Source organism: Bradyrhizobium sp. S69, assembly GCF_009766005.1.
Classification (GTDB): domain Bacteria; phylum Pseudomonadota; class Alphaproteobacteria; order Rhizobiales; family Xanthobacteraceae; genus Bradyrhizobium.
The window spans coordinates 427990-440135 of the sequence record NZ_LMUK01000038.1 but is presented as its reverse complement, the minus strand read 5'-3'; the positions used below and the strand labels follow the sequence as shown (position 1 = coordinate 440135).

Sequence of the window (12146 nt, the reverse complement as noted above, 5' to 3'; positions counted from 1 at the left end):
GGTTCTTGAAATCTCTGGGGCCATAGGCAGATGACTGAAGCTCGCTCGATCTCCGAAGCACTGGCACCGCTGATCTTCCAGGCGGGTATCCCGCTGAAAACGATAGCGGTAGTTGGTGAAATAATCACTCTGGATTCCAGAGTACAAGATTATGGGAACGGACCAAATACCGGAGAGGAATTAGGTAAATCTCTTGAGGCTTATGACGTGTTGTTGCAGCGTGCGCAGTCTGCTGTTGCGGAGTTTTTGATATCTCATGATCGAGAAGTCCTTATGAAGATTATACCGGAAATCAGGGAGGAACTGGCAACGCTGTGAGGTGCTTGGGAAACCTCGCTTCGGTACGATAATCCGCATCGGCGCTACTCGTAGCCGAGAGGGAATCGACCAGGGACGGCAATCGGCGGTTTCTGCAACAGCGGCGCTTGCGTTGCCAATCTACGGTGAAGGAAATGACATTTTATAGTGATCTATCGGAATATGCTTATCTGGGACAAGACCTCTACCGCCTAGGGACGAAAAATATCGGTTGGTTGGGCCTGGGACATGAATTTGAGCGGGGAGAGCTGACGGATGAAATACTCGATAAGGTTTGGAGCTTTTGCAAAATCTCAGTTGGCCAAACGCGCGGCATACATGAGTGCGAGTTCTGTCATGGAGATTCATATTACGCGGAGAGGAACGATGAAAAACTTCTGCTAGGATCCTCAGAAATCCGCGTATTTTCGCGTGATGGGGACAGATACGCTGCGCCAACTCTTATTTATCATTATATGAAGATGCATTGTTACACGCCACCTGTTGAATTTATTCGTGCATTGGAGGACGGGCCAGCACCATCAAGTCAGGAGTATTTTGATAAGCTTGAAAAATTGGGCATCGAGTGGAGAAAGACGTCTGCTCCCGCTGAGAAGCCTGTCCGCGTCCGATCGACTCAGAAGCCTCACAAGGGGCCGGAGTGAGCGATAGCCCGTAAGATGAGCCCGTAGGATGGGTTGAGCTCTTCGCGAAACCCATCACCTCTGCCTAAGGTGCCGTTTCAAAATATTCAGCCGTCATCCTGAGGTGCGAGCTCTTGCGAGCCTCGAAGGATGGCCGCAAGCACCGAGATGAACATCATCCTTCGAGACGCGGCGAAGACGCCGCTCCTCAGGATGACGACGGTATTACCGCGAACGGTAGCTTGCGCTCATCCGCCCTGCGGCCTGCTGATCGAGGCTTACTCTACTCCAATTCCGGCGGCGGGGAATGGTCGAGGACGTCGCGCTTGGCGCCGTCGAGCAAATCGAGGCCATAGGTCTCGATGGTCAGCGGACCGCGCTTGCGCGGCAGTTCCGCGACCCGCTCGATATGCGAAAATGTTTCATCGAGATAGCGCGGGGTGACGGGGCGCAGCTCGTCGACATAGAGCAGTCTGCCGGAAAGCTGCGCGGGACCCGGCTCCGGCATGTTGACCCAGCGGATGCGTTGGGTCGGCTGCAACACGCAGGTGCCTTTGGGTAGATAGAACGCCAGCCAGCCCGTGGTGCCGTAATCCGGCGCCAGGACGCAAGTAGCGCCTGTCCGGGCACGCACCGCTTCGATTTCGCTGGCGAGTTCGCGCCAGCCGACGCCGACGCTGCGCACGGTGGCGTCGCGGCGATAGCCTGACAACACGCCGGTGTTGGCCTGCACGATCAGCGCCACGAACATCAGGACGCCGGACGGCGCGGCCCAGCGCAGGCAGAAATCCGCGAGGCGCTTGCGGCGGGCATCCCAGGGCACGACATGGGCGGCGACGGCGGCCGCGATCGCAAACGCCGGATAGACCGGCGCGAACCAGTTGGCCTCGACGCGGGCATGCAGCGAATGCCAGACGAAATACAGCGCGATGGTCCAGAAGGTCGCACTGATCAAAGCGCGCGCCGCCAGCGCGCCGGAGTTGCGCCGCAACAGCGCGTAGAGCCCCATCGCGCCGAGCAGCCACACCAGCGGGGTCGCGAACGCGATCTGGGTCGGGATCAATTCGGCGATGAACGCGGGCCTAAAACCCTCGATGCGGGCGCGGCCGAGCTGCTTGATGAAGGAGACCCAATGGTGATCGGCATTCCACAGGATCACCGGCGCAAAGATCGCGAGGGCTGCGAAGCCGCCGAGATAGGGCCATGGCGAGAGCAGCCAGCGCCGCAATTTGGGAACCACGACCAGCCAGATCAAAATCGCCGGGCCGAAAAACATCGCGGTGTATTTCGACAACAGCGCCGCGCCGACCGCGGCACCGACCGCGAGCCACCACGCGCCGCGGCCGGTTTCCAGCACCTTGGCGAGAAAGAACATCACGAAGCTCGCGGCCACCAATAGCGGCGCGTCCGGCGTCACGATGATGGTGCCGACCGACGCCATCATCGTGACGTTGAGCAGGATGGCGGCGGTCGTAGCGATCCTTTCGCCACCGAACAGGATAGCGGCGGAGCGATACACCGCCCAGCTCATCGGCAGCGCCAGCAGGATCGAGACCAGGCGCACCCCGAATTCGCTATCGCCGGCGATCAGGGTGCCGAGCCGGATCACCACGGCCACCATCGGCGGATGATCGTAATAGCCGCCGGCCAGATGCTTCGACCACATCCAGTAATAGGCTTCGTCGAACGTCAGCGGCGTCAAGGCCGCAGCGACCAGCCGCAACACCACCAGCGCCGATATCGTCAGGGCCGTGTTGCGGACGAGCCGCGCGTCCTGCGGGCTCATGGCACCATCATCGCTTGCGCCAGACGAACAGTCCGGACATCGCGTAATTCCACACCACGCCCATCAGCGCGCCGGAGGCTCCCGCCAGCCACCAGATCGGCTCCTGCGCATAGACCGAGAACGCGACGCCGACATTGGCGGCAAGGCCAACGCCGCACACCAGATAGAACAGCAACAGCCCGCGCAGGATCGCAAAGCCCTTCAGCCGCTGATCGCGATAGGTGAGAAAATTGTTGAGCACGAAATTGCTGGTCATCGCCAGCAGAGCGCCGCAGCCCTGCGCCACCGCGAACGGCTGATCAAAGCCCTTCAGCACGATGTACAGCGTCGCGAAATGCACGAACACGCCGATCGATCCGACCATCGCGAACAACAGGAAGCGCAGCGACACCACGTCATGGGTCAGTTTCGCCAGCACCAGCCCTAGGAAATCCAGCGCCACCATGGAATCAAGCTTGCTCTCGCCATGCAGCCGCGAGGAGAAGCTGTAGGGGATTTCCTGCACCCGCAATTCGCCGCGCGCGGTGGCGACGAGGTCGAGCAGAATCTTGAAGCCCTGGGTCGAGAGCTGCGGCGCCAGTTGCTCGAAGCGGTCGCGGCGGATCATGAAAAAACCGCTCATGGGGTCGGCGATCTCGACCCGCAGCGCACGCTTGGCGACCTCGGTCGCAAGCTGGCTGGCGCCGGCGCGCTGCTTGTTGAAACTGTCGGCGCTGCCGCCCTCGATGTAGCGGCTGCCGACCACGAGATCGATCTTGTCGGTTTGCAGCAGCGCCAGCATCTTCGGCAACTGGGTCTCGTCATGCTGCAAATCGGCATCGATCACCGCCGCGCAGGGCGCGCTCGAGGCCAGGATGCCTTCGATGCAGGCGCCGGACAGGCCGCGCCGCCCGATCCGCCGGATACAGCGCACGCGGCTATCCTGGCGCGCGAGACCGCGCACCACTTCCCAGGTGCCGTCAGGGGAATTGTCATCGACAAAGACGACTTCCCAGGCGATGCCGGTCAGCGCCGTTTCCAGCCGCCGGTACAGCGTGGTGACGTTGTCGCGCTCGTTGAAGGTGGGGACGACGACCGAAAGCTGAGGCGCCGTGGCGGCCTGCAACGGGCTTTCGGGGCCCGGTCTGATGGCTTCATTCATGCGCCAGCGTATATCCGCAGGCCCAGATAATGCCAAGCAGGGGTAACGCGCCGGTAGCCCAAAAACGGGGGGAAAGAGGCCTAGAACGGGCCCAAAAGGGCCCCAAAAATGCCAACGACCACGAACAGAGGGCGCGCGTACATCCGGCGCTACCGAGCTATTCCGTGGTCGTTCCAGCGCCGGAGCTATGAAGCATCAACGTCGCCGTTGTTAACTAGATGGGGACGACCAGCGCGTTCCGCAAGGGGGGCCACACCGGCGCGAGGATATTGGCCGGGACCCGTTCAACCGAACTGGCCTGCTGGTGAGGCCGCGAAACAATCGACGCCGTCATCCCCGGGACGAACGCAATTGCGTTCGCCCCGTGAGGTGCGAGCTCTCCCGGCAGCGCACTTGCGCTGTCCGGTGCGAGCCTCGAAGGATGCTGTTCAGCCGTGCTCGCGGCCATCCTTCGAGACGCGCGCAAGTGCGCGCTCCTCAGGATGACGTTCCGAGATAGCTTCACAGGATCTAGTGCCGCACTACTTGGCAGGCGGCTACTTGGCGGCTTCCTGATGCTTGATAAAGGCGGTGACGATATCCTTCTGCGCCAGGGCGATGGCCTTGTTGGCTGTCGTCATGTGGTCTCCGGCATCGACATCGGGGAATTGCAGCGTGAGGAAACCGACCAGCGACACCCGGAAATTCTGCCGCTCGGAGGGACAGACATCGGCGATATGGCTGGTGAAATCCGGCCCGGACACCGCCTTGGTGTTGTCCCTCGCATAGGTCTGATACTCTTGGGCCAGGCAATTCCAGTAGGTATCGCGTCCGGTGATCGCTTCCTTGTGCGCATCGCCGATCTCGTCGGCCATCGCGCCGGTAGCGGCCAACATCAACGCCGCCGCAACAAATATCCGCATCTTGTTCTCCTTTTTTTGCATCTTAGCCGGAACCAGCGATCCGCGTAAGGCCGCACTGCGCGGGTTTCACCCACATTGATGGGAACCTGAACTGGAAAGGAACCCGGATACGCGACGTTACCAACATTTCATCCCGAGATATCGTTGGCACTCGTCGGCCTGGTACCTACCTTTAGGGAAGGAGGAAGTCATGAAGCAATCAGATCATTTCCGTGAAAATGCTGAAAACTGCCAGCGTCTCGCGGAGCGTGCGGACGATCATCCGAGCTATCTGCGCTACAAGCGCATGGAAGACGCCTGGCTCTCGCTGGCCAACGAGCAGGACTGGCTCGACGGCGAAACGCCGCCGATCGCCGTCGCGGTCGCCTGAGGGGTGGCCGCGGCCGATTTGCGGATTGCAACGATCAGAAGCTGCCGTGCGCCATCCAGGTCGCAAACAACGGCGCCAGCAGCAGCAACGTCATTTCCAGCCGCACGATCATCTGAATCTTCTTGAATTGGGCCTGCGCCAATTGCTGGCCACGGCCGGCAACACTATCGGGTCGCCAGCGCAGAAAGATCACGGTCGGATAAATCGACAGCAACGCCACGATCACGAAAATTCCAACCAGGATATGAAACGCGATCTGGTGGTTGTAGTAGCTGGCCCCCTTCTCCAGGAACATCCGCCAAATCCCGGTGACCAGCACGATCGCGGCTGACGCGCCATAGACGATATCGAGCCGCTGGATCGTCCCGGCTTGAGCTGCCGTCAGCTCCGGCTTGAGCAGGAGATGCTCGCCGAGCAGGCTCGCAAGCAGCAGCATGATCCCGATGTAATGGATCCACGCGACAATGATGGGCCACGCCATGACGCCGTCCTCTCGAAGCGAAGTGTCGGCGGCGGTTGTAACGTGCGGAAATCAACCCGGCAACACGCCCGGCGTCTCGGGCGCGATCGATTCGGGATTGCTCTCGCTATTGCCGCGACCATCCTCGTCCCGCAATTCCTTTTCTGCCTGATGCCAGAACTCATCATCCCTTCCGTCCGGCCGGTGATGGCGTTCCCAGATGTCGCGCGCGCGTTGGCTGATCTGGTCCTCGGTGGGTTTTTCCATGGTGCGCCTCGGGCGTTGGATTGAGTGCGCACGACCCGCCGCGGAGGGCTTTAAAGGTTTCGGAGGCAGGCCGTGTAGGCCAGGCTTCCGAGCCTGACCCACTGACCAATTCGTCGATTTGAAAGTTGTTCCTGTGGGGCGAGCGGCCGCGCCCGCGCGGACCGGACGCCGATGTTGCGGCGCGGACGCGGGCCGAGGTGAACTGGTCAAGGGCTTGCGATTTGATTAGGCTCCGGCCCCGCGACCCGCCCTCTCCAGCTGATGAGAACTGCAATTGAGCAAGACCCCCAAGGCAGCTTCAAAGACCGCGTCCAAATACGATTTAAAGACCGGCAACATCTATATCGGCATCGGCGGCTGGACGTTCGCGCCGTGGCGCGGGGTGTTCTATCCGGAAAAACTGACGCAGGCCAAAGAGCTGGAATATGCCGCCTCGAAACTGACCTCGATCGAGATCAACGGCACGTATTATGGCTCACAGAAGCCGGAGAGTTTTCGCAAATGGGCGCGCGAGGTGCCCGACGGCTTCGTGTTCTCGCTGAAGGGCCCGCGTTTTGCCACCAACCGCCGGGTGCTGGCGGAAGCCGGCGATTCCGTGAAGCGGTTTTATGATTCAGGCGTGCTCGAACTGGGCGACCGGCTCGGCCCGGTGCTGTGGCAATTCGCGCCGACCAAGAAATTCGACGAAGCCGATTTCGGCAAGTTTCTCGAATTGCTGCCGCGCAAGCTGGAGGGCCGTGCGCTGCGTCACGTGGTCGAGGTGCGCCACGACAGTTTTTGCGCGCCCGATTTCATCGCGCTGCTGCGCCAGTTCGAGACGCCGGTGGTGTTTGCCGAGCACGGCAAATATCCCGCGATTGCCGATGTCGTCAGCGATTTCGTCTATGCCCGGCTGCAAAAGGGCAATGACGAACTGAAGACCTGCTATCCGCCCAAGCAGCTCGACGCCTGGGCGACGCGATTTCAGGCCTGGGCCGACGGCGGTGAACCCGACGACCTGCCGCGGGTCGACACCACGGTCCCGAAGAAGATTCCGCGCGACGTCTACGCTTACGTGATCCACGAAGGCAAGGTGCGGGCGCCGGCCGGCGCGATGGAATTGATCGAGCGCGTGAAGTGAGCCTCATCCCGAAATAACCGGAGGCCGTGATGGCCAGGGCCAAGAAACTTTTCACCATCGGCTACGAGCAGACGCCGGCAAAATCCGTGCTCGACGAACTCGAAGCCGCCGGCGTCAAGCTATTGGTCGATGTGCGTGCGGTGGCGTCGTCGCGGCGGCCTGGATTCTCCAAGAACCAGTTGGCAGCCGGGCTCGACGAGCGCGGCATTTCCTATCTGCATCTGCGGGGGCTCGGCACGCCAAAGAGCGGCCGCGAGGCCGCGCGCAGTGGCCAGTTCGGCGTGCTGCACAAGATCTATGCCGCGCATCTGAAGACCGCACAGGCGAAGGAAGAGCTGGATGAACTGTCGGCGCTGGTGAAGAAATCCGGCCCGGTCTGCATCCTCTGCTACGAGCGCGATCACGCCCACTGCCACCGGCAGTGGATCGCCGAGATCATCGAACACCGCGATGGCGTGAAGATCGAAAATCTGGCGGCGCGGCAGGTCTAGAGCGTTTTCGAGCGAAGTGGGCACCGGTTCGCGTGAAGAAAACGCGTCAAAACAAAAGACTAGAGCCGCGTTCCGATCTCATCGGAACGGGAACGGCTCTAGTCGTCGCCCGCCAGCCAAAACGTTCCCTGCATCATCGGCGCGCAGCCGCCACCGACATGGGCCGACACGATCGCGCCGGCCTGCATGCGCACGCGGGTCAGCAGCAGGCTGGGCCGCCCCATATCGACGCCCTGCCCGATCCGCAGCCTGAGCTCGCCGTCCCGCTCGCCCGACAAATCCGCGAGCAACGCCGCGGCCGCAACGGTGGCACTGCCGGTGGCGGGATCTTCGGAGAGACCGCTCGATCCCGGATGAAACATCCGCGCCTGCAGATCGCATGGCTCCTCGTCATCGGCTACATCGCGCGTGTAAAAATAAACCGCATCGCTCTCATCGCATGGAAACGTCCGCGCGAACGCCGCCGCATCCGGCTTCGCGCGCCGCAGCGCCTCCCGGGTCGCGACCTCAAAGACCAGAAACGGCAACCCGACCGAGACGATCTGCGGCGGATGGCGATCGGTCCTGACATCGGCCGATGACAGCGAGGCGCAGGCCGCCGCCTGTTCGGCACTGAACAGCGTCAAACGCTTCAGCGGTTGCGGCGCGGTGAGTTCGGCGCCGACGACCTTGCCATCTTGGGTCAGGATTTCGACGGGCACCAGGCCGACCTTTTCTTCAAACAACAGCCGCGCCGGCGGCCTCAATGCCTGCGCCGCCAGCACGAATGCGGTGCCGACATTGGGATGGCCGGCGAACGGGATTTCCGAGCGCACCGTGAAGATGCGGACCTGGGCGTCGTGGGCGGCGTCCTGCGGCGGCAACACGAAGGTAGTCTCGGAATAATTGAACTCGGTTGCGATCGCCTGCATCTGCGCGGTCGAAAGCCCGCCGGCGTCGAGGACCACCGCGAGCGGATTGCCGCCGAACGCGCGATCGGTAAAGACGTCCACGGTGACGTAACGCCGTTGCATCTAAGGTCTCCCGTCGCGAATTGGATATGTTCATCTTCTAGCGCGCATGACGCCGGAATGTCATTTCGTAAATTGCACTGAGGACATTTCGATCGGTCGCAATAACAGTTCGCCGGGCAACACGGCTCAAATAGAAACGGCTGAACCGCTGGTCTACCCCAACTGCCACACCGCCATCGGCCGGTCATAGCCCTTGATCGGGACCTCGCCGAGCGACACCGCGTCACGGCCGTCGTCGCCGAGCGCATCGCAAACCGCCGACGAGATCAGCAGTTGCGAATTGAATTCCTTGTTGAGCGATTCCAGCCGCGAGGCAAAATTCACGGTATCGCCGATCACAGTGTATTCCTTGCGGCGGGGCGAGCCGATATTGCCGGCGACCACCTCGCCGAAGTGAATGCCGATGCCGATGCGCAGCGGCCAGCTCGTGGCGTCGTTGACCCGCGCGTTGGCGGCCAGCATTTCGCGCGCGGCGGCGACCGCATGGCGGGCGGCATCCGGCGTTTCGATCGGCGCGCCGAACAGCGCCAGAAAGCCGTCGCCGAGAAACTTGTTCACGATGCCGCCATGGCGGTCGAGAATATCGACCAGGATCGCAAACGCGCCGTCGAGCCGCTCGACCACTTGCTGCGGTGACCGCACCCGCGCTCCCGCGGTAAAACTGCGGAAATCGACGAACATCACCGCGACGCGGCGGATGTCGCCCAGGCTGTCGCCACCTTCGACCAATAGCCGTTCGACCACCTCGGGCGAGACGTGCTGGCCGAACAGATTGGTGACGCGATCCCGCGCGGTGGCTGCCGCGATGCTCGCCTCGAACTGATGCCGCAACTGCATGCCGACCGCGCCCGCCAGCATACCCGCCAGCAGAAACATCACGCTGCGGATCAGCTCGTAACCGAATTCGGCCGGCGGCTCGGCGGCAAAACCCGGCGGGTGATACAACATCGCCATCGCCAACAGCTCGGCGGCAGCAACCAAGCCCGTGAATGTCGATAGCCAGAAATCAAGCCGCAGCGTCGAGAGCACGATGAAGAGAAAATACGCCAGCGGCGCGGCATAGCCCAGCGCCTGCGCCGGGCCCATCCAGTTCATGTCCAGATACAGCACATAGGTCGGCACGCTGGTTTCGATCAGGGCGGACAGATATCGGCGCAGCGTCGGCACATCCTGGTGCATCGCCAGCCGCCGGCTCAGCAAATGCAGCACAACCAGCTCGAACAGGAGGAATGGAACGAACACCGCAAACTGCGGCAACAGATCGAACCGGCCATGGGTGATGCGGTCGAGTACCGACGGCGCGAGAAGATGCAGCAGCGTGGTAGCCGCGATCAACAGCGAGCCCATACTGATGACGGCCTTGATGCGGATCCGTTCGGTGAGAAGGATTTCGCGGGTCAGGGCGTCGTGATATTGGGCGAGCGCCGGGGTGTGTTGTCGCCGCCGGATCAAGCGCCGCAGCCATCGGATCGCTGGATCTTTTCGGCTGGCCACGGTCGGCTCCTGGCGCACGGCGTCGTGGTGAGGCCGGCTAATTGTGAAACTTCAGTCCATCAACGATCTTGTCGATTATCTTGCGCTCGGCGCGCATCGCAAGTCCTACCAGATCGAGTTCGGCGCGGATCACGGCCTTGACCACGTCGCGGTTGGCCGCGTCATGCGTGGTCTTGAACATATCCTCGGTATAGAGGGCAGGCTTCACATTTCGCGCCAGCGCCCGTTCGAGCGCGCGGGAAAGCTGCGGCCGGTCGGCGCCATAGATCAGGATCGGTTGCCCGATCAGCGACAGATAGAGCGTGCCCGAGCCGTCCTGATACGGCGCGCCGATGCATTCCGGAAACGCCGCGGCGACGCCACCGGCCAGGAACGAGGCCACGTTGAGCTTCTGCCACGGCTCGAGATCGGTCCGGATCACGACCGCGATCTTGGTATCGAATTGCATGGAGGGCTTCCCGCGAGAGTGACGTCGTTCCGGGCGCGCACGCGCGAACCCGAAAGCGAAGATCCATACAAATGGTCTCTCGTGATAAAAGCTAGCCCTTAAAGCTAGCCCTTGGCGTCGCAGGCCCAGGCGCGGATCACGCATTCCTTGCCGCCGAATTCATAGCATCTGCGGGTCGCGGTATTCAGCGTATTGGAAATGTGCTGTTCGACCGCATAGCCGTAGGCGCCGCAGGGATTTTTCATGTCGATCGACAGCGCCGCGCAGGCGCGCTTCATGGTCACCGCGGTGCATTCGCCCTTGCACTGCTTAAGTGCGGCGGCCCGCGCGCGGGCTTCGCCGGCATAATCGAAGGCCTGGCCATAGGCGCCGCATTTGCCGATCGCGAACGAACCGGCGGCCCAGGCTTCGGTGGCAAAGCGCGTTCCGGCCAGCGCCAAGGTCAGCGCGAAGACAAACATCGCGCGGCGCTGCAGTTTCGAAAAAAACGTCAAGTTTCCCCTCCCCCGAGGTCGTATCGGGGAAAACCTAGCGCAGGGAACTTTCCACTTGGTGAACGAGAGGTTGAAAATAACGGCCGCGCGCGCAGGCGAGGACTTCGTAGGGTGGGCAAAGGCGCGTTAGCGCCGTGCCCACCAACTCAAACAATCGCAAGCAGCGGTGGGCACGCGGAGCCTGTCATCGGGCGCGCATTCGCGCGACCCGGTGGCTTTGCCCACCCTACGGCCTACAGCGCCCGCTCTTACGACAGCCGCTCGGGCTGCCGCTTGGTCTGCCGGGCGGCGGCCAGCGCCTCTGGCGTGTCAATATCCAGGAACGCGCCGTGGCCCTCGACCGGGACCTCCGCCACCGCCTCGGCATGCCTGGCAATCAGGTGCCGGGCGCCGATGTCGCCGTCGAGCGCCATCAATTCCGTGAAGAAGCGCCGCGACCACAACACCGGATTACCGCGCCTGCCGTCGCTGACGGGCACCGCGATCAGTTCGCCACGATCCGGCGCGAACGCCTCGATCAGCCGATCGATCAGGCGCGAATCGATCAGCGGCATATCGCCGAGGCACACCACCGCGCCGTCGGCATTGGCGGGCACCGCGGCAATGCCTGTCTTGACGGAGCTGGCCAATCCCGCGGCAAAATCCGGATTGCGCACGAACTTGACCTTGAGCCCCGCCAGCGCTTTCTCGACCTCGCCGGCCTGGTGTCCGGTGACCACGATCACGCCGGAGGCACAGGATGCCAGCGCCTGTTCGGTCACGGTCCGCACCAGCGGCTTGCCGGCAAGCTCCGCCAATAGCTTGTTCGGACCGCCCATCCGGGTGGATCGCCCGGCGGCAAGGATCACGGCCGCGACATTGCGGTTGCCTTCCGAGCCCGCCGGCTTGCGCGGCTGCGGCCGTGTCACGATCTCCATCAGCAGGCCGCCGACCCCCATGCCGGTGAGGTCCGCGCGCGTCACCTCGAGGCCCGCCAACAATCGCGTCAGCACCCAGTCAAAGCCGTTTTCGACCGGCGAGCGCGCGCAGCCGGGCGCGCCCAGCACCGGGACGCCGTCGGCATTGCCGATCATCAGCAAATTACCGGGATCGACCGGCATGCCGAAGTGCTCGATCTCGCCGCCGACTGCTTCGAGCGCCGCTGGAATCACATCGCGGCGGTCGGCGATCGCCGACGCCCCGAACACGATCACCAGTTCAGCGCCCAACCCCAGCAATT

At 62.5% G+C, this 12146-nt stretch carries 15 protein-coding genes; 5 read left to right on the top strand and 10 right to left on the bottom strand.

Going from position 1 to position 12146, the window contains the following annotated elements:
• Window positions 1–30 precede the first annotated feature (30 nt).
• Both GSQ88_RS16885 and GSQ88_RS16880 read left to right on the top strand, forming a co-directional pair.
• Window positions 31–318, top strand: coding sequence for a hypothetical protein (locus tag GSQ88_RS16885; protein WP_159008843.1), 288 nt, complete (start codon window positions 31–33; stop codon window positions 316–318).
• 134 nt (window positions 319–452) lie between these two features.
• The gene (locus GSQ88_RS16880; RefSeq protein WP_159008842.1) at window positions 453–962 is read left to right on the top strand and encodes a DUF7919 family protein; all 510 of its coding nucleotides are present in this window, start codon (window positions 453–455) and stop codon (window positions 960–962) included.
• 262 nt (window positions 963–1224) lie between these two features.
• Here the strand turns inward: GSQ88_RS16880 and GSQ88_RS16875 are convergent, their stop codons facing one another.
• The 3 genes from GSQ88_RS16875 to GSQ88_RS16865 form a co-directional block, all read right to left on the bottom strand.
• A complete protein-coding gene (locus GSQ88_RS16875) occupies window positions 1225–2727 on the bottom strand; it encodes a glycosyltransferase family 39 protein (protein WP_159008841.1) in 1503 nt (500 codons plus the stop codon).
• Window positions 2728–2734: 7 nt separating this feature from the next.
• Window positions 2735–3868: a glycosyltransferase gene (locus tag GSQ88_RS16870; protein ID WP_159008840.1), complete on the bottom strand. Its 1134-nt coding sequence runs from the start codon at window positions 3866–3868 to the stop codon at window positions 2735–2737.
• 536 nt (window positions 3869–4404) lie between these two features.
• A complete protein-coding gene (locus tag GSQ88_RS16865) occupies window positions 4405–4770 on the bottom strand; it encodes a hypothetical protein (protein ID WP_159008839.1) in 366 nt (121 codons plus the stop codon).
• 190 nt (window positions 4771–4960) lie between these two features.
• On the opposite strand from GSQ88_RS16865, the gene GSQ88_RS16860 reads away from it, so the two are divergent.
• Complete coding sequence (locus GSQ88_RS16860; RefSeq protein ID WP_159008838.1) at window positions 4961–5140, top strand: hypothetical protein; 180 nt, start codon at window positions 4961–4963, stop codon at window positions 5138–5140.
• Window positions 5141–5174: 34 nt separating this feature from the next.
• On the opposite strand, the gene GSQ88_RS16855 is transcribed toward GSQ88_RS16860, so the two are convergent.
• Both GSQ88_RS16855 and GSQ88_RS16850 read right to left on the bottom strand, forming a co-directional pair.
• Window positions 5175–5621, bottom strand: a complete 447-nt coding sequence (locus GSQ88_RS16855; RefSeq protein ID WP_159008837.1) for a DUF2214 family protein — start codon at window positions 5619–5621, stop codon at window positions 5175–5177.
• 51 nt (window positions 5622–5672) lie between these two features.
• A complete protein-coding gene (locus tag GSQ88_RS16850; protein WP_159008836.1) occupies window positions 5673–5867 on the bottom strand; it encodes a DUF2934 domain-containing protein in 195 nt (64 codons plus the stop codon).
• Window positions 5868–6141: 274 nt separating this feature from the next.
• On the opposite strand from GSQ88_RS16850, the gene GSQ88_RS16845 reads away from it, so the two are divergent.
• A complete protein-coding gene (locus GSQ88_RS16845; protein ID WP_159008835.1) occupies window positions 6142–6987 on the top strand; it encodes a DUF72 domain-containing protein in 846 nt (281 codons plus the stop codon).
• Between the two features lie 29 nt (window positions 6988–7016).
• Window positions 7017–7478, top strand: coding sequence for a DUF488 domain-containing protein (locus tag GSQ88_RS16840; protein WP_159008834.1), 462 nt, complete (start codon window positions 7017–7019; stop codon window positions 7476–7478).
• A 98-nt stretch (window positions 7479–7576) separates the two neighbouring features.
• On the opposite strand, the gene GSQ88_RS16835 is transcribed toward GSQ88_RS16840, so the two are convergent.
• The 5 genes from GSQ88_RS16835 to GSQ88_RS35695 form a co-directional block, all read right to left on the bottom strand.
• Complete coding sequence (locus GSQ88_RS16835) at window positions 7577–8491, bottom strand: PhzF family phenazine biosynthesis protein (protein WP_159008833.1); 915 nt, start codon at window positions 8489–8491, stop codon at window positions 7577–7579.
• 153 nt (window positions 8492–8644) lie between these two features.
• Entirely contained in the window at window positions 8645–9952 is a 1308-nt protein-coding gene (locus GSQ88_RS16830; RefSeq protein WP_246784842.1) for an adenylate/guanylate cyclase domain-containing protein, read from the bottom strand.
• Between the two features lie 70 nt (window positions 9953–10022).
• Entirely contained in the window at window positions 10023–10433 is a 411-nt protein-coding gene (locus GSQ88_RS16825; RefSeq protein WP_159008832.1) for a DUF2000 family protein, read from the bottom strand.
• 104 nt (window positions 10434–10537) lie between these two features.
• A complete protein-coding gene (locus tag GSQ88_RS16820; RefSeq protein ID WP_159008954.1) occupies window positions 10538–10894 on the bottom strand; it encodes a DUF4189 domain-containing protein in 357 nt (118 codons plus the stop codon).
• A gap of 281 nt (window positions 10895–11175) precedes the next feature.
• Window positions 11176–12146, bottom strand: a 971-nt coding sequence (locus GSQ88_RS35695) for an NTP transferase domain-containing protein (protein WP_246784827.1), incomplete at its 5' end; no start/stop codon positions are given.